12 protein-coding genes are annotated in these 17453 nt (G+C 53.4%); 2 read left to right on the plus strand and 10 right to left on the minus strand.

The features are described from left to right. Positions 1-26: 26 nt before the first annotated feature. From ACO064_RS24625 to ACO064_RS24660, 8 genes are all read right to left on the minus strand, one after another. On the minus strand, positions 27-938 hold the full coding sequence (locus ACO064_RS24625; protein WP_421829860.1) for a hypothetical protein: 912 nt from the start codon (positions 936-938) through the stop codon (positions 27-29). Positions 939-1080: 142 nt separating this feature from the next. Then, positions 1081-1509 (minus strand): response regulator, encoded by a 429-nt coding sequence (locus ACO064_RS24630; RefSeq protein ID WP_421829861.1) that lies wholly within the window; start codon positions 1507-1509, stop codon positions 1081-1083. A gap of 50 nt (positions 1510-1559) precedes the next feature. After that, positions 1560-2036 carry a hypothetical protein gene (locus ACO064_RS24635; RefSeq protein WP_421829862.1) on the minus strand — a complete coding sequence of 159 codons (477 nt, stop codon included), beginning with the start codon at positions 2034-2036 and terminating at the stop codon, positions 1560-1562. A 109-nt stretch (positions 2037-2145) separates the two neighbouring features. Continuing rightward, positions 2146-2715 carry a hypothetical protein gene (locus tag ACO064_RS24640; RefSeq protein WP_114409129.1) on the minus strand — a complete coding sequence of 190 codons (570 nt, stop codon included), beginning with the start codon at positions 2713-2715 and terminating at the stop codon, positions 2146-2148. A 311-nt stretch (positions 2716-3026) separates the two neighbouring features. Then, positions 3027-5513 (minus strand): hypothetical protein, encoded by a 2487-nt coding sequence (locus ACO064_RS24645; protein ID WP_421829863.1) that lies wholly within the window; start codon positions 5511-5513, stop codon positions 3027-3029. Between the two features lie 124 nt (positions 5514-5637). Further along, complete coding sequence (locus ACO064_RS24650) at positions 5638-7323, minus strand: RagB/SusD family nutrient uptake outer membrane protein (protein WP_421829864.1); 1686 nt, start codon at positions 7321-7323, stop codon at positions 5638-5640. Positions 7324-7334: 11 nt separating this feature from the next. Beyond that, positions 7335-10742, minus strand: a complete 3408-nt coding sequence (locus ACO064_RS24655; RefSeq protein ID WP_421829865.1) for a TonB-dependent receptor — start codon at positions 10740-10742, stop codon at positions 7335-7337. A gap of 213 nt (positions 10743-10955) precedes the next feature. Continuing rightward, positions 10956-12038, minus strand: coding sequence for a FecR family protein (locus ACO064_RS24660; protein WP_421829866.1), 1083 nt, complete (start codon positions 12036-12038; stop codon positions 10956-10958). Positions 12039-12276: 238 nt separating this feature from the next. Here ACO064_RS24660 and ACO064_RS24665 point away from each other — a divergent pair, with 238 nt between their 5' ends. Further along, a complete protein-coding gene (locus ACO064_RS24665) occupies positions 12277-12876 on the plus strand; it encodes a sigma-70 family RNA polymerase sigma factor (RefSeq protein ID WP_421829867.1) in 600 nt (199 codons plus the stop codon). Between the two features lie 242 nt (positions 12877-13118). On the opposite strand, the gene ACO064_RS24670 is transcribed toward ACO064_RS24665, so the two are convergent. Both ACO064_RS24670 and ACO064_RS24675 read right to left on the minus strand, forming a co-directional pair. Beyond that, positions 13119-14003 (minus strand): ChaN family lipoprotein, encoded by an 885-nt coding sequence (locus ACO064_RS24670; RefSeq protein ID WP_421829868.1) that lies wholly within the window; start codon positions 14001-14003, stop codon positions 13119-13121. 174 nt (positions 14004-14177) lie between these two features. Next, a complete protein-coding gene (locus tag ACO064_RS24675) occupies positions 14178-14969 on the minus strand; it encodes a 3-keto-disaccharide hydrolase (protein ID WP_114409123.1) in 792 nt (263 codons plus the stop codon). Positions 14970-15591: 622 nt separating this feature from the next. Here ACO064_RS24675 and ACO064_RS24680 point away from each other — a divergent pair. Continuing rightward, positions 15592-17448 carry a 3-keto-disaccharide hydrolase gene (locus tag ACO064_RS24680; protein WP_421829869.1) on the plus strand — a complete coding sequence of 619 codons (1857 nt, stop codon included), beginning with the start codon at positions 15592-15594 and terminating at the stop codon, positions 17446-17448. Positions 17449-17453: the final 5 nt, after the last annotated feature.

The raw sequence follows: 17453 nt of genomic DNA on the forward strand, positions 1-17453 counted from the left end.
GCATTTTACATTTATAATTCTTTTCACTAAACCACATCTTCCCGGGCCGCAGCCGGATCATTGTATTTTTGATCCAGTTGATCGGTCGATTTCATCTCTGATGCCGCCTGAGCGGTGGATTCCTGCATCGGCTGCTTTTTAACCGCACTTTCATCCAGCGTCTCTTTCGGTTGGTCCAGCATCTGGGCGGTTTCTTCCGGTCGTTCGGCGGATTGATACGGTTCCTGGTCTTTCTCGTTGACGTCGTAAGGATGTTCGGATGTGCCGGTATCCGGGTTTTCCGTCATGCCTTCATCCGTTTTGGGCTTGATATAATTGGCCGGGCCGGGACCATCGTTGGCGTCGATCAAATCCGGGGCTTTCTCCTTTTCTCCGGGATGCTGGCTTTGCGTGGGCACATCCGCGCCGGGCATCGTATCGGCCAGCCCGCTGGTGGGCGTATCTTTCGTGTTGCCCTCATTGGAAACCTGGCTATCAGAATTCCCGGTATTGTTCACTTCGTGCGATCGTCCGGGTTCGCTGGGTTCCGTAATTTCGGGCTTGTCCGGCTTGGGTGTCGACGGCAAATCCGGGATTTCGGGGCCGGGCGTGTGGGGCGTCGGTGGATTGGGTGAATCGGGCGACGGCGGAATCGGATTACTAGGATCGGGGGTTGACGGAAGTTCCGGAATCATGTCCGCCTGGGGATGATCCGATTTGATGTCGACCACATCGAAAGTCCGTTGGTTGGGCGAGTTCAGACCGCGCTCCACGTCATCCGTATACCGATCGCTCAGGTCGTCGGTTACTTCTGTTTCGAGGTGAGCCGTCGGCACTAATTTCCCATCGACCAATTTAACCATATTCGTATCGGCCTGATCCTGACCGTATTTTGTATCAGCGTTTTCGTTGGATACGAGGTCCGCCTGTTGCGAATCATGAAACACATTCGATTCCATACCGTTTGTTACGAGTTAGTGAATAGAAATTCTTCGAAAACTACGGTTTTCAAAAACCGTAGTGATGTCCTTATAACTTCCGGTATAGCAAAAGGTTTTTGATTAAATCAGATAAAAAAAAACCGCAAGGATTCTACTGGTTTCACCGGTAAAAGCGGCTGGAAGGAGTGGAAGCTACGCGCAGCCAGAAGTTGCAGAGGTCCTCGACCACGGATTTGTAATCATTGAAAGAATCCGGTTTTTTGACGTACGAGTTGGCTCCCAGTTCATACGCCCGGTCGATGTCGGGCTGGGCATTCGACGTACTGAAAATCAGAACCGGCATGAGGTTGTAGCGCGGATCGGCGCGCAGTTTTCCCAGTACCTCAAAACCGCTCATCAAGGGCATGTTGAGGTCGAGCAACAAAAAAGAAGGCAAAATCTTTACGGTTTCCAGCCGTGACAACAGATCCATTCCACTGGTCGCAATCAGTACTCTTTCCTCGTTCAAACACACTTTAAATGCTTCCTGTATCAAAAATAGATCATCATCGTCGTCGTCTACGACGGCTATAATCTGTTTGTTTTTCATACGGTATTGACCAAAAAAACGCCAGCTATCGACAACCCCGGTCGGGAGCCTCAGGCCCAACGCCCGCGGTTATGCTGATTCGAGTTTTGGGTTGATGATAAATAATCTTCAGCCTTGATGGTGGGCAGGGCAACGCGTTTTTTCCAGTAGGAACAAAAATGCGCCATCGAGGCATCCCAGTTTTCCGGCCTGGGCATATAACAGGTTGCGCCCCACCGGTAGGCCAGCCTGACCTGTTCGGGATCGTTGCCGCTCCCGTAAATGATCACCGGAATCCGCCGAAGCACCGGATGATGTTTCAACAGTTCCAGTATTTTCTCCGGTTTGCCGGTGTCCCGATCCAGCATAATCAGGGTCGGAACAAACAGCGCATCCGCCAAACCCTTCTGAAAATAGGCATTCAGCGTGGCGTCTTCCTGGGCCGACAAATGGCGGTGTGGTACGCCAAAACTCCGGAAAGCGTCTCCCAGCGCCTGGCAGTCAGGGGTGTCGGAGCCGATGAGTAAGATGGATAAGGGGCCGGTCATAGTTTTAAAAAATGAGATGTAATCCAGGTCATTAATCAAAAATAAAACGAGCCAACGGAAAAAAAGTTAGCCTAAACCGCCTAAAATCCAATACTTAAAGCATTAATGACTAGCCTAATCTTCTAATAATTAAACTATTGACGAGGTCGAAAAACGCGGCTGGCTTCAGGGTTCGCCAGTTGTCGATCTCATCCAGCGTACCGCCAAAATTCATGTAATAATCGAGTCGGAAGCGTTTCCATTCGCTCTCGACAAAGTCCCGGAAGTTGACGGCGGCAATCCAGCCGTCCTCCACGTCCTCAAACCACTCTTCGTAATAACTATCGTCGGAACCGTGGAAATTCAGGATGTTTTCGCCCACCAGAATGAATTTGTTGATCTGTTCATTCACCAGCGGGTCGATCACCTGCCGTTTCAAATACATGATGTCGTTGTGCAGCGTGTCGTTCCATTCGCCGAAGAGTTCGATCACCACAAACCGGCGGTCGTAATCGGCAAAGAGGATTTTGCAGTACAGCGTCTCCGACCCAATTTCGTCCCAAAGCGGGTGAATATAATACCCATAAATTGTATTGGTGTATTGGGTCATGTTGTAGACGCGGCCAAAAAACGGCGAGTTCGGATCTTCCGACGCGTTATACCACTTCTCCCAATTATAGAAAGGCTCAATCTCGTGCATAGAAAACCGGCGGATTACGGGAAAACCGGCTATAACAAAGATAACAAAAGTATTTCGCACGTAGGGTTAGAAAAATCGACCGTCCGTCAACGAAAAAGTCCAGTAGCTGAGCCTCTGGACTTTCTGTCGGAAACGTGTATGGCTGATGAAGCGCGCTACCTCCATAGTGCTCTTCATCGCGTGTCCCATACCTACGAACGACCCCGGGTTTTAGATTGTGGAAATTTGAAAAAAGTTAAAAAAAATTATTCTATGTGATTTTTTATTAGCTAACCAACTGATAATCAGAGAGATTTAAAGTAAAACTTTTTTTACTTGTACTGAAAAAAAGCCGTAGCCTCGCAATCTTTATTGCTTTTGAACCGAATCCAGCGCGCCTGAAAGCCTTTTGGAAAGGCGTGGCTGAACGTCTGACCGGGTTTGACCGTCACTTCCTGGTACGTCATCCAGGGACCATTGCCGACCGGATCGACTTCAATAGTGAACGTAACGGGGGACGTTGCTTTGTGGGAAAGTTGCAGACTCCGCTGGTCGTAAAAACCGATAAGGTACGGGTCTGAGGATTCATTGGCTTTCACGGTGGCGTTTTTCCAGGGGCCGCCGTGGCCGGTCGGTTTTCCCAGTTTCCACAGATCGTCGATGGCACCGGCCCAGACGGCGGCTTTTTTGTCATCCGACACCACAATGTGGTCGTTCTGTGCGGCCAGTTTGGGGTCTAAACCGGTCATAATCAATAGCCCCCGGTACGATGCGTAGTCGTTGATGCGGAGGTTGTGCGACGAAACCGGGCGGATTTTGGCGTAACCATCGGCATTTTCGGCGGGCAGTTCGTAGAAGGTGCCGTGTGCATTGAACAAATCACGCTCCGTGGCCACTTCCCGGCAAATCCGCAGAGCCGCCTGGTTGGTTAGGCCGGTGTAGGCTTCGTTGCCGAGCGGGAGCCGCCAGCGTCGGCCTTTGTCGTCGACCACCAGTATCGAAGACTCATCCACCGTTACGGCCTGTTGCGGAATGGCGAATTTGCTTTTGATGAACGATACGGCTTTTTCATCTTCCTTACGAACCAGTTTCATATCGCCGTCCAGTTCGTAATAGCCCACTTCGGTGGCTTTTCCACCCGTGTAATCCAGAGCCGCCATGCCCAGCACGCGCCGGTTGTCGCCCAACCCGTAGATCAAACCGCCGGAGGTTTTTGCCGAAGAAACTCCGCTTAGACCGGTAAAAATGGCATTTTGGCTGGTCGAACGGGTATCGCTCGCCGAATAGAAAAAGTGGGCCGTTGCGCGCGTCGCCTGGCCCGGTTTGATCCGAATCCATTCGCCAGCGTCATTGGTGGCAAATTCCACGTTGACAGCTTTTTTAGCACCAATCGCTACGGTTTTCAAGGTCGTCCAGGAACCGTTGCCGGTTTTGTCCACTTCAAACGTAAAGCTCACGTCAGCGTCGCCGTGGTTCTGAATCCAGGCCGAGCGATTGGGCCAGCCCGCAAACAGAAATGGCTCCGAGGTCTCTCCGGTTTTGACGGCTTCGTTCAGCCAAACGGCCCCTTCGGCGGTATTCGGGCCGAGTTGATCGGGCAGACTGGTGGACGTAAACCACAGGTTGGAATTCGACTGGCCGGGGCCTTCGATGTCACCTTTCGCTTTTCGTTTGTTCAAAAACTCCTTCTGCGCCGAGTCATCGCAGCCAAAAACGAGCTGGTCGTTCCAGCGGGTGTAATCGCCGATGACTTTCAGATAGGCCGACCGGGGCCGGATGCCGGCGGTGTTTTGGGAGGTGAAGTTGCCGGGAAACCGCCAGAACAAACCGTGCATCGTCATGAGGTAATCCGGTTTCTGAGCGGTTCCAACATCCCGGATGCGGGGCCATTCGGTGTTCCAGCCGTGGGCGCCGTCGTAGCTGTGGCTCGCTTTCGGCAGCCGGAAAAAACTCCATTTGCCAGCATCGCGAACGCCCATCAGAACTGATTTATGATCCCAGCCCGTGGCCCAGATCGGATCGGTGGCCGGGTTTTTGTTGCCGTAAATACCGCCCGGGCCGGTTACTTCCACAAACTGATTCCGACGCACTACTTTCCAGTCATTACCATCCCACTCCGACAGTGAACCGGCTTCAATGTCGAATTGCTTGAGTGCCTGCGGGCCGGGTTCGCCGTTGTTGGAATACACTAGTACCCCCTGGCCGGAATACAGTCCTTTGCCGTGTGCGCCGGGTAGCAACGCTCCCGCGTGGTTGTTCGACTCGTCGGCGCCCTTTTTGGTTTTGACATTGCCATCTTCGTAGAGCAGGGTGGGAGCCAGGGTTTTGACGTCGACTTCATAAAACCCTTCCTCCATCGTGCCATAATAGATTTTGCCTTTCGGGTCGGTCAGGTGACGGGCGTTACCGGTATGGCGACCGGGCATGGCGGTGTATGGAATGACCCGCAATTTCCCCTGGGCGTCGATGGCGTAGGGTCCGATGAAAAGCTGGTTGCTTTCCGGGTGGATCATCCGGTTGGCCGGGGTGCCGCCTGTGCTTTCGGCGTAGACAATTTGTTTCAGATCCGGCGTTATTTCGTAGAGTTTATCCGATGAGCCAAACGGAAGGTGAGGCCCGTAGGTGACAGCCCAGAGCTTGCCCGCCCAGGGCACCACTGCACCGGTGCCACACTCGCCCTCGTTGTTATACATGGCCAGATGCGGATAAATGCCACTGTAGGATTTTCCGGTTTTGGATTGGGCGTTTGCCTGATTAATATTGACCGTTCCGGCGATTAATGTGCCGATGAGGCAAGCGGAAAGAATGTTTTTTTTCATCCTTGAAGGAATAATTGTTGTAATCTTTAAGCTGTTTATAGGAACACGGATCAGACGGATTGAACGGATCAAAACGGATTTTAATCGGTGTAAATCCGCTCAATCCGTTCAATCCGCGTTCCCATTAATAACCGGGATTTTGAACCAAGCCGCTGGTCAGGACTTCCTTTGACGGAATGGGCCAGAGGTATTGCCGGGTGGCGTCGAACTTCCGGATGGTCAATTGCTTGATCAGTCCTGCACTGAACATGGGCGAGAAATCTGCCACACCGTCGTCGTCGATTTCCGGTTTTTGCGGAAAAAACCACAGCCCCGGTTTTACCACTTTCGTCCGCAAATCGGCTGGGTCGAGCAGGCCGTAGTTGAGCTTGTTCAGCACTTTTTCGGCGAGTTTCCAGCGAATGATGTCCATGTAGCGAATGCCTTCCAGAGCCAATTCCATCCGCCGTTCAGTGCGCAATGTTTTGCGTAGTGCCGCCTGCGTGCCGGTTTTGACCGCCGGATAGGTCGTGGCCGTTGCACTGACGCCGTACGCCCGCGCCCGAACGGTATTGATCGCATCCAATACCGACTGGTCAATTTCGTTGAGTTCAATTTTCGCTTCGGCATACATCAGCAACACATCCGCATAACGAATAATGATTTTGTCAGGCTCGGCAGTCCAGGAGTTCAGCAGCCAATCGGCATCGACGCCTTTCTTCCAGATCAGCCCGTTGAACGACGCAAACTGCGCAATCGACCGGGTATCGTTGTTGTTGACCAGCGTGTTGTTGCTGGTCCGCAGCACTTTGACCGAATCCGGGTGCGGCTGAAAGATAAAGCCCAGGTGGGGCGTCTGGAATTCAACGATGGTGGCCGTACAGCGCGGATCACGGTTCAGGAACGGTTTTCGCGGATCGAACAGCGGAGATTCGTCGATGGGCAAACCGTCTTTGCAGAGGAATGCGCAGAATAGATCCCAGGAAGGATCCTTGGCCGCGTAGCCGCCCGCGTTCCGGGGAACGTAATCCTGGAGTCCGCCCAGCGTCACTTTCAGCGTTACGGAGCGGGGCAGGGCGAAGATGGTTTCCGGCGAATTTTTGGTTTTCGACAGAAACAGGTTGTCGAAACTGTCGTGGAGCCTGTACACCTTCAGGTCCATGCAGGCTTTGGCCGCATCACGCGCGGTTTTCCAGTCGCTCATCTGCAACGCAATACGGGCTTTCATGGCGAAGGCGGCTCCGGCCGTTGCCCGTTTGAGTTCCGAGGTGCTGTAGGTGGTTTTCAATTTGGCGGCCGCAAAATCGAAGTCGGCGTAGATTTTCTGCAAAACCGTCTCTTTGGGCGTCTGTTTCAGCGCCAGGGCTTCGTCAATGGTCAGCGTGCTTTCCGTATACACGATGTTGCCGTAATGCGAAAGCAGCCGCGAGTACTGACAGGCCCGAATAAACCGGGCTTCGGCGGCATAACGGTCGATTTGTTCCTTCGACAAAACGGCGCCTGCCCGGTCAACGCTCTGAATCACGAGGTTGGCTCTGGCAATGGCCTTGTAGGTATTGGTCCACCAGGTGCCGACAAAGTCGGTTTCGCCGTTGATGGTGGCGCCGGTAATGGCCGTGGTAGCATCCCGGTACGTCCAGTCGTCGGTCCAGTCGTCGAGGTCCTGCATCCAGAACGCATCTTTGTATAAACCGTTCAACGACATTTCAATTTCTTCGGCGTTGGCATTCCAGGTTTCGCCGGAGCCGTCGGACAGCGGATTCAGGTCCAGACTATCGCAGGCAGTCATGAACAGCAAGCTCAAAAAGAAGATAGATAACTTTAGTTTCATGGCGGATCGGGTTAGAATTTGACAGAAGCTCCAAAGACAAAGGACGTTGTGATGGGGTAGCCCAGCGACGTCATTTCGGGGTCCCAGCCTTTGGGAAACTTGCTGATCGACAGCAGGTCAGTCACGGAACTGTAGACGCGGATGCTCTGCATTTTCAGTTTCTGCGTAAAACCTTTCGGAATGTTGTAGCCCAGGCTGATGTTTTTGAGCCGGAAATACCCGCCGTTGATCAGCCAGTAGTCGGACAGAGCGTAGTTGTTGCCAGCCGAGGTGTTCGAATACCGGGGGTATTGCGCCTGTAGATTCTGGTCCGCCGTGTTGTACGTGCTCCAGGTGTTGCCGTCCAGGATGGCGGGGAAGGTGCCGAAATTTTCGCGCAGGGGCTGCACGATGTCCACGCCCAGCCGGGAGTTTTGCTTGGCAACGCCCTGAAGAACCAGCGCGAAATCCCAGTTTTTGTAGCCTACATTGAAGTTGGCTCCGTAGGTGAGCCGGGGCAGCGAACCGCCCAGCAACACGCGGTCATACTCGGGTGAAATCTTCCCGTCGGGTACGCCGTTCGGGCCGCTGATGTCGCGGTAGCGTACATCGCCCGGTTTGACATTGGCGTTCAGTTTGGGCGAGTTGGCCACCTCGTCGGCGGTTTGAAACAGACCGTCGGAGACATAGCCGTACCACTCTCTGAACTGGCTGCCCTCCCGGATAATCTGGTCGCCGGTGAAGACGGTTCCGCCCAGGTCGCCCATAACGGATTTGAAATCAGAGAGGTTGGCCGACGCACTGTAGGTCAGATCACCGGCCCGGTCGTTCCAACTTACCTGCATATCCCAGCCCGTCGTATGCATTTTTCCGGTATTCTGAAACGGGTTATCGAATCCGACGTAATCGGGGATTTCCAGTTCCAACAGCATATCCCGGGTGGTTTTTTTGAAATAATCCGCCGTAACCCGCAACCGGTCGCGGAAGAAATTGACGTCCAGACCGAGGTTGTAGGACGAGGTCGTTTCCCAGGTAATATCCCGGATTGCATACTGAAACTGAGCCGCCGACTGCGCCGAAACCACCGTGTTGCCCTGGTAGAACAGGGAGGTGTTTTCAAAATTCAGAATGGCCTGGTACGGATAGAAGTTACTGGCGATCCGTTCGTTCCCCAGCGTTCCCCACGAGGCCCGGAATTTCAGGAACGACAGCCAGGAGGCACTGGTTTTCAGAAACGGTTCCTCCGAAATCACCCAACCCGCCGAAACCGAGGGGAAGGAACCCCAGCGATAAGCCGAAGCAAACCGCGACGAGGCATCGTATCGGATGTTGGCCTGGAGCAGATACTTGTCTTTGTAGCCGTACATGACCCGCCCGAACCACGAGCGATACGCATTTTCGTTGGCACTGCCGCTGTTGTCGCGGAAGTCGAGAGGTCCGAGGTTTAAGTAGGGGTAGGAATTCAGAATGTATTGCCCGCGCGACGCGCCCAGGGATTCATTGAACGCGTAGAAATATTCGTAACCGCCCAGCAGATTCAGGCTGTGATCACCAAACTGCCGGGTGTAGTTGGCCAGTGCCTGGGTGGTGTAGCGGTAACTATCGTTACGGCTTTCGTCCAGCCGGGTTTGCGATTGGCCTTCAATGTACCCGGCAATGGTGTTGGGGCTGTTCCAGAGCGTATACGGCACCTTCTTCGTAAAGACTTTAATCTTGTCAAAATTGAAGAAAGGCGACAGCACACCGGTGATTTTCAGTCCTTTGATCGGCGTAAAATCCAGGCTGATCTTGCCACCGACCTGGTTATACCAGGCATTGTTGAAACCGCCGTTTTTCAATCGGGCGTAAATGTTGGCTCCGTCTTTCCCGGAACCAATGCGCCCATCCGAGAACGTCGCGGCATACACCGGAGGCATGATGCCCATTTTGTAAAACGGGTAGGAGGGTGGGCTTTGCCGGTCGTCGGTGATGGGCTGGGGTGAAAACGCCCGCCGGAAGTTGAAATCGACGCTGGCCGAGAGGTATTTCGTGATGGTGAGGTCGTTGTTGACCCGGGCCGTAATCCGTTCGTAACTCCGGCCGTCATACAACGCATCGGTTTTGTCATAACCCAGCGAAACCCGCGACCGCAGCGATTTGCCGGAACCGGAAATACTGAGCAGATGCGTGCGCCGGGGCGCATAATCTTTCAGCATCAAACTGCGCCAGTCGGTATTAGGGTACTGGTCGGGGTCCTGTGCGTGGAGGTTGTCGTAGTTATCGATCAGGTCTTTGGGGTAGGTTGGATATTGGTTGGCGTTGTTGCCGTTGTCATTCCACCGAAGCTCGTTGGTGAGCTGCATATAGCGTTTGGCGTTCACGTAGTCCGGCAGTCGCGTCGCTTTTTCAAAACCGTATTCCGCCGTGTAATCCAGGCTGAGCTGACCGGTTTTCGCCCGCTTGGTGGTCACCAGAATCACCCCGGCAGCCGCCCGGGAACCGTAGATGGAAGCCGAAGCCGCATCCCGCAATACCGAAATGTTATCAACATCATTGGGATTGATGGAGTTGATGTCGTCGATCGGCACGCCGTCGAGAATGATCAGCGGATTGGAACCGGCGTCGCTGATTGTCGTGATGCCCCGAACCCGGATGGTTGCCGTGGCACCGGGGGCGCTGTTGCTGCGCGTGACGGTGACGCCCGGAACGGCACCCTGCAAGGCCTGGGAAATCTGGGTGGTTTTGCGGGTGGTGATCGCATCCCCCTGAATCGACGCAACGGCCCCGGTCAGGTCTTTTTTCTGCATGGTGCCATAACCCACGACCACGACTTCTTCCAGCGTTTTCAGATCCGGAACCAGTTGGATCGCGAACGTCGACTGGTTGCCAACCACCACTTCCTGATTCTCATACCCCACAAAGGAAAACACCAGCGTAGCCCCTGCGTCCGGTATCGACAGGCGGAATTTGCCATCCATGTCGGTCGAGGTGCCGCGCGTCGTGTTTTTGATCACCACGCTAACGCCCGGCAGTCCCTCGTCATTTTCGGCGGTGACGGTCCCGGTAATCGTCCGGTCGACTGCTTCCGGAACGCCATCGGCCTGGAGGAACGCGTTCGACTCGGAAGCCGGTGAGGCTGCTGGCGGAAGCTGAATAACGATCTGGCCACTGATGACCTGATAGGTCAGGCCGAGCGGTTTCAGGAGCGATTCGAGCACGGCGGCCAGTTTCTGATTCTGGGCATTCAGCGACACTTTCCGGGCCGCCGGAATGGTGTTGGGGCTATACACAAAATCGACGTTGGCGAGCCGTTCCAGCCGGGTGAGGATGTTCTTCAGGGCCACCTCATCCGCCTTGATCGAGATCGGGCGCTGGAGCATATCCTGAGCCTTGCTGTCGTAGGCCAGAGTCGATCCGGCCAGCAGCAGGCTGAGAAATAGAGGGAATAACGAGATTTTCATGACGGTTAGAAGGGTCAAACCGAGCATTCGACAAAATTTCATACTTTTGTATGTTTTGTTGGGAGAAAAGGAATGAATTCGACAAAACAAATCCCTGTTCATCCTGGCAGATGAATGATGATGCGCATCAAGGGAAAATTCCGGGCCGACTGTGTAGCCGCACTTTCGGCCTTTTTTTGGTAGCTGTTGGTTACTTCATAGGTTTCAGGGGGATTAAAGTGGGTCAAAAGAAGAGGGATCGCAGCCGACACCCGTGATGAGAATGCGGTTTCCCTGCACTTCATACTGCGCATTGATCGCCCGGCACAACAGTTCCAGTTTGCTGTAGAGCGGCTGGTGGGTGATCTTTCCCGTAAACCGGCAATGGGTCAGGGAGTCGTTACCGATCACCATCTCAATACCGTACGTTTTTTCGAGTTGCTTCAGCACGTCTGGCAACGTGCTGTTGTCGAAGGCAAACGTGGCCGGTTCGGGGCGGCTGGCACTCGGGATCGGTTCGGGCTGATCGATCAGGCCACGCGTCAGGCGGTTTTCATCCAGAAAAATGGTTACTTTCTGATTGGGCGTCAACACCACCGACGCTTCCCGGACGTCGGCGTTTTCCGTTTTTGGCGTAGACTGCTGATTCTTTTTAAAGACGGCCACTTTGCCGGTATGCACCGCCACCTCCACGGTCGACGCGTTGGTGGGGGCCGTAATCCAGAAACTCGTTCCCAGTACGCGCGTCACGATGGCACCGCTGTAGACCAGAAACGGACGGCTGGCGTCTTTGTGAACCCGGAAAAAAGCCTTTCCGTTGAGCCAGAGTTCCCGTTTATGGGGCATCGCCTGGGTGGCATACCGGATCGTACTTTGGGGTTGCAGGTGAACGATGCTGCCGTCGTCCAGGGTGATGATCAGAGGTTTAGCGGTTTTATTGGCTTGCTCGACGAAACCATCCCCGGCAGCAACCGGACGGTTTTCGATCGTTCGGGGCGTCGACTGATACCGGTAGAAAACCAGGGAACCAAACCCAATGAGTGCAACAACGGCCGCAGCCGCCACCCACTGCCGGAACCACGGCCACCGGATTACGTTTTCCTCTGCATCCGTAGACGCTGCCACATCGTCAGTCGTTTGTAAATCAATCTGATGCCACAGTTTCTTCTTCAGCTTCTGCCGGTCTTCTTCGCTCAACGTCAGCGTGCTGCCGGTTCCCAATTGATCATACCACCGATCGATCAGCCGGATTTCCGCGTCCGTGCATTGGCCGGCGTTGTATTTCGTAAGCAGTCGGGCGAATTCTTCTTTTTGCATGGGCCGTTGACGCTGTCATGTACTGCCTATGTCGATCAAGGCCCCGGTTTACCCTAAATGTTTTTATAAAATAGGGGATTATTTATAGAAATGAGCCCAATTTGACGATATATTATTTCTTTAGTTCAATTGGCAAGGCGATTGCAAAGCCGTATCCTTGAGGGCGGTTTAACTCCTTTGGCACTATTTTGTAAAAAAATGGTAATTTGGTATTTCTTTAATCGACGCGGGTGCACACATGTCGGCAGAATTACGACTTTCTTCGCTGAAAGAGTGGGATGATGAGCAGATACTGAGGGCGTTAACCGATGGCAATCGGCTGGCACTGGCGGAACTGTATGAGCGGTATTGGTATGCCCTCTACCGGGTTGCTTTTCAAAAAACGAAATCGTCGGAAATGGCGGAAGAACTGGTGCAGGATTTGTTCGTTCAGCTTTGGCAGAAACGGGAATCGCTGGCCGTTCGGCGGGTCGATTATTATTTGTTCGGAGCCTTAAAATATTCTATCATCGACGCCATCAAAAGCCGCATCGTTCACGAGAAATTTCAGGAATACCAGCAGTTTTTTGCTCCACAGGCCGATTTCTCGACCGAAGACCAACTGTCGTACAACGACTTGCTGGGAACGATTGAAACCGAGTTGCTGAAACTCCCGCCCAAAACCCAGGAAGTTTTTCGGTTGAGCCGCTTCGAAGGGCAAACTATCCCGGAAATTTCGCGGAAACTCGCCCTGACCGACAAGGCCGTCGAATACCACCTTTCAAAGGCTCTCAAATTGCTCCGGACGCAATTGCGGGATTATAGTTTTGTGCTTTTTTTGATGATGGTTTGCCGGTAGGGTTGTTTCCCTCTCCCGGCCTATTCCCGGCCTCGCCGGTATATTCGCGTTCACCCCGGCCTATTCCCGGCCTCCCCGATATATTCGCGTTCGTCCCGACCTATTCCCGGCATATTCCCGACCTCGCCGGTATATTCGCGTTCACCCCGGATTTCATCCGGGGCTATTGATTGAAGCCTTTCAGGCTTGGTTTTGGAGGGTCGTCCCGGGAGGGTTTCGGGCTGCTGAGTTGCCGGGGCGACTCAATACGTTTTCGTCATGTCCGCCGGAATGTGCAGGATAAAACTCGCCAGATTCTGGTTGGCTTTGTCGGGTTTTGCCACATCCGGCACTTCGACCGACGCGATGGTCACGATTTTGAGATCCGGCTGTTTTTGGCGCAGATACCAGATAATCCCTTCGAAATTGTTGGAATGGTAGGAACCGTTGAAATGCAGAAAAGTTGAGCCGGGTTTGCGGTTTTGCAGGATAAAATGCGCCATCGTGGCGTCTTTGATGGCCTGCGCACGGGCAAAATTGGCAGCCTGATCGGAGGGGCCTTGGCTGGCGGAGGGCGAAACCGCATCGCCGTGCATCATGTCCAGCATGGCTTTGTAACCGGGCAGGGTCAGATCGACCGTCAGGGGCAGGGGAGCTATCCAGGCTTTTTGAGCAGTCGGAACCGTATCGAGCGATGCCAGACCCTGCCGCGCGACGGCGCTGGCGTATCGGCGCGGAACATTCGTTGCCACCACCATAAGCTTGTTTTCCCGCGCAAAATCGACCAGCGGGCGGTAGTCGGTTTTGTAATTGTTCCAGAGCCGCGCCTGTTTGGAAAATTCCTTGTCCGTCGTTTTGCCGGAAACGTAATCCGATAACGCCGTCTGGTTATCTGCTTCAAACATTTCGGCACCCAGCATCAATTGTTCTTTTTTCTGCGCATATAAATCCTTCGTTAACTGCAATTCCAGCCAATGGCAAATCGGATTGTTGTGCAATTCACCAAAAAAGACGACATCGGCTCCGGCCGCTTCTTTCAGAACTTTCTGATAACTCGTGGATTTCAGGTTGTGGGTGTAAAACCGGTAAGCCGGTTTATCGCTGGTGAAGGCAAAACAGGGCAGGAGGAACAGGAGCAGGTATTTCATCGCAGGTTGGTTATTTAGACGCAATATAAACAAGGATTTTGAGTGCGTCATAAAAAAAGGGGTTATTTCGCAGAGTTGAGCGGAGAGCATCAGAGTTACGCAGAGAAAAACTCTGATAAACTCTGATTTCCTCCGCTCAACTCTGCGAAATAACCCCTTTTCTACCTTAAAAGATTACAGCTCCCGAATCCAGATGTTCCGGTAGCCCACCGGATTGCCGTGATCCTGCAACAGGAGAGGGCCTTTGCCGTGGGGTTGTAGTTTCGGATACCCGATGTATTCCGTCGTGCCTTTGATGTTCGTATTGTTCTGCACCAGAATACCGTTCATCAAAACCGTCACCTTGCCCTGTTCCAGCATCATACCGTCTTTGTTGAACCGGGGTGCAAAATAGATGATGTCGTAGGTCTGCCATTCCCCCGGTTTGCGGCTGGGATTGACGAGCGGAATCGCCTGTTTGTAGATGGAACCCACCATCCCGTTTGAATACGTCGGGTTGTTGTAGCCGTCGAGGACCTGGAGTTCGTAGCGGCCCTGGAGGAAAATACCGCTGTTGCCGCGTCCCTGTCCGCTTCCTTCCACTTTTTCCGGTGTCCGGAATTCGATGTGAAGCTGAAAATCCTGGAACTCCTGTTTGGTTCGCAGGGAAGCCCCTTTGGCCGAATACATGGCCCCATCCCGGATTGGCCAGGGGTTGGACCCTTCCGTGACGCCGTTCCAGTTGCTGGCGCTATACCCATTAACAGACACCCATTTGCTGCCATCCTTGCCATCGAATAAAACAATCGCATCGGAAGGAGCCGTGGTGCCGGAAGCCGTAGCGGGCGACAAAACACCCGGTGTGACCACGCGCGGAACCGGTTCCCAGATTTCAGACGATTCCGGATTTTGTTTGGGTTTCTCCTGAGCTACAGCCCATTGGGCCAGCCCGAGAAGCAGGGCAAAGGCTAAAGTACTTTTTTTCATTCGTAAAAATAGGATTGTGTGAACAATGATTTGCACGAAATACCGCCTTCAAAGATAGCGAAATGTCAGCGCATTGCCCGTTTTACCTCCATAACTTGCTTGCCATTGTCACCGATTTCAGAAGGAGAGTAAATTCGACAACTCATCCCGTGTTCAAAATCAATTCAAGTGTGTTCAAAACCGTAGGAAAGTCATTGCCACGGTTTTAAGAGGAAGGATGATTTACTTATAAAACAAAGTAAACGCCGGATTCATATCTGGCTTATCAGACCACCGCTTTAGCTGTGGGGTATGGAGAAAAGTTCCACCTGCTGTAGAACCGTTTTAACGGTTTTATCGGCCAGAAAACCGTTAAAACGGTTCCGGAATGATTCGGTTTCGTTTCAATTTCACACAGCTAAAGCGGTGGGCTGATAAACATTGGGATTGAAATACTCCCTTCAGGGGGTTAGGGGTTGATTCAGGTAGATTCTTAAAAATTGTGACCGAAATTCGCGGTGCCGGTAATGTAAAATTGTATATTGAAAAAATACTGTTTCACTGGGAAGGGAATCTATTTTTTAAAAAATTTAAAATATGGTAACTTTCCGACTCAAAATAAAACCTAATGAAGTCAACCTCTATGAACACAACGTTCGCCCGTTTGGTGATGGGTGTCGGGTGGGTCTTTAGCGCCGGACTGGTGATGGCCCAGCCGAAAGCCGACCAGCCGACGGCCCTTCCGCTCAACGATTTAAGTGCTTTTCAAAAACCGGGTAACAACTGGCGGATCGTCGGTGATGTAACGGCCGATCTGAACCAGAAGGATGTTCTGAAAAGTACGCCGGGAACCGGCATTCTGGCTAATCTGCCCGCCAAAGACGGGAACATCGATCTGGTGTCGAACTTTCAACACGGCGATGTCGATCTGGATCTGGATTTTCTGATTGCGAAAGGATCGAACTCCGGCATTTATTTGCAGGGTCGCTACGAGATTCAACTGCTCGATAGCTGGGGAACCAAAAATCCCAAAGCGGGAGACAATGGTGGTATTTACGAACGCTGGGACGACGCCAAACCCGACGGCCAGAAAGGCTACGAAGGCCACCCGCCCCGCCAGAACGCCAGCCGCGCACCCGGTTTGTGGCAGCATCTCAAAGTGTCGTTTCAGGCACCGCGTTTTGATGCCAGCGGTAAGAAAATCGAGAACGCCCGCATGTTGCTCGTCGAACTGAACGGCGTGGCGATTCACGAAAACGTGGAACTCTCCGGCCCCACCCGGGGGGCGCTCGGCAAAGACGAAGTGGCCAGCGGACCGCTCCGGATTCAGGGCGATCACGGCCCGGTAGCGATACGGAACATCATTGTGAAGAATTACGACAAACCGCGTCCGGAACTGATGAACCTGAAGTATGCGGTTTACAAAGGAAGGTTTGACAAAGAACCGGATTTTAGCAAACTGCCACCGGAAGCGCAAGGGTCGTCGGTGATGCTGACCGCCAACGTCACCCGGATTCCGAACGACTTTCTGATTCGGTATACCGGTACGCTCCGTGTGAAAGAAGCCGGTGAATATGCCTTCAACCTCGGTGCCGCGGGTGGTGGCGGTATGATGAAAATCAACAACAAAGCCGTCATTACGCCCGGCGACCGCCGACAGCGCGGCAGCGTTACCCTGCCCGCAGGCGATGTTCCGTTTGAGTTGTTGTATGCCAAAATGGAAGACTGGGCCAAACCGTCGATTGGACTGGCCGTAACGGGTCCCGGTATTCGCGAATACGTCATCAGCGACGCCAGCGGAGCCACCAATGGCGATCCAACCGACCCGATTCTGGTCGATGCGTCGTCGAACACGCTTCTGCGGAGTTTCATGGACATGCCCGGTTACAAAAACGCCCAGGGCCGCACCTTGCGGGTCGTTCACGCGGTTTCGGTGGGCAGCCCCGAGCAGGTGCATTACACCTACGACATGGACAATGGCACGCTGGTACAGGTGTGGCGGGGTCAGTTTCTGGATTCGACACCGATGTGGCACGAACGGGGCGATGGCTCGTCGCGCCCGATGGGCATGGTGCAGCGGCTGGGAATGCCAATGCCGGGACTCGCCAAACTGTCGTCGCCGACAGCCGCCTGGGCCGCCGACACAACCGGCAGCGGTTTTCGGACGAGAGGATATGTGCTCGATGAAAGCGACCGTCCGACATTCCGCTACCAATCCTACGGCGCTACAGTGACGGATGCCATTCGCGTGCTTGACAACAGCCAGGGCGTTCGCCGGGAAGTGACCGTCCAAAACCCGTCCGCCGATCTGTATGCCCGGCTGGCCGAGGGCAGCACGATTGCTCCGCTGGAAAACGGGATGTACCTCATTGACGGAAAGGCGTATTACGTACGGATCGACGATGCCGGGGGCGCAACACCCGCCGTCCGGAAGGTGGGCGACCGCCAGGAACTGATTGTTCCGGTGAAGGGGAAATTGACTTATTCGATCTTGTTTTAAATCCT

Source organism: Larkinella sp. (assembly GCF_965227735.1).
Classification (GTDB): domain Bacteria; phylum Bacteroidota; class Bacteroidia; order Cytophagales; family Spirosomataceae; genus Larkinella.

Excerpts from the sequence above, each read along its gene's own strand:
- ACO064_RS24630 (WP_421829861.1), bottom strand. The coding sequence starts at position 1,509 with ATGAAAAACAAACAGATTATAGCCGTCGTAGACGACGACGATGATGAT.
- ACO064_RS24625 (WP_421829860.1), bottom strand. The coding sequence starts at position 938 with ATGGAATCGAATGTGTTTCATGATTCGCAACAGGCGGACCTCGTATCC.
- ACO064_RS24635 (WP_421829862.1), bottom strand. The coding sequence starts at position 2,036 with ATGACCGGCCCCTTATCCATCTTACTCATCGGCTCCGACACCCCTGAC.
- ACO064_RS24655 (WP_421829865.1), bottom strand. The coding sequence starts at position 10,742 with ATGAAAATCTCGTTATTCCCTCTATTTCTCAGCCTGCTGCTGGCCGGA.
- ACO064_RS24680 (WP_421829869.1), top strand. The coding sequence starts at position 15,592 with ATGAACACAACGTTCGCCCGTTTGGTGATGGGTGTCGGGTGGGTCTTT.
- ACO064_RS24665 (WP_421829867.1), top strand. The coding sequence starts at position 12,277 with ATGTCGGCAGAATTACGACTTTCTTCGCTGAAAGAGTGGGATGATGAG.
- ACO064_RS24670 (WP_421829868.1), bottom strand. The coding sequence starts at position 14,003 with ATGAAATACCTGCTCCTGTTCCTCCTGCCCTGTTTTGCCTTCACCAGC.
- ACO064_RS24645 (WP_421829863.1), bottom strand. The coding sequence starts at position 5,513 with ATGAAAAAAAACATTCTTTCCGCTTGCCTCATCGGCACATTAATCGCC.
- ACO064_RS24650 (WP_421829864.1), bottom strand. The coding sequence starts at position 7,323 with ATGAAACTAAAGTTATCTATCTTCTTTTTGAGCTTGCTGTTCATGACT.
- ACO064_RS24675 (WP_114409123.1), bottom strand. The coding sequence starts at position 14,969 with ATGAAAAAAAGTACTTTAGCCTTTGCCCTGCTTCTCGGGCTGGCCCAA.
- ACO064_RS24660 (WP_421829866.1), bottom strand. The coding sequence starts at position 12,038 with ATGCAAAAAGAAGAATTCGCCCGACTGCTTACGAAATACAACGCCGGC.
- ACO064_RS24640 (WP_114409129.1), bottom strand. The coding sequence starts at position 2,715 with ATGCACGAGATTGAGCCTTTCTATAATTGGGAGAAGTGGTATAACGCG.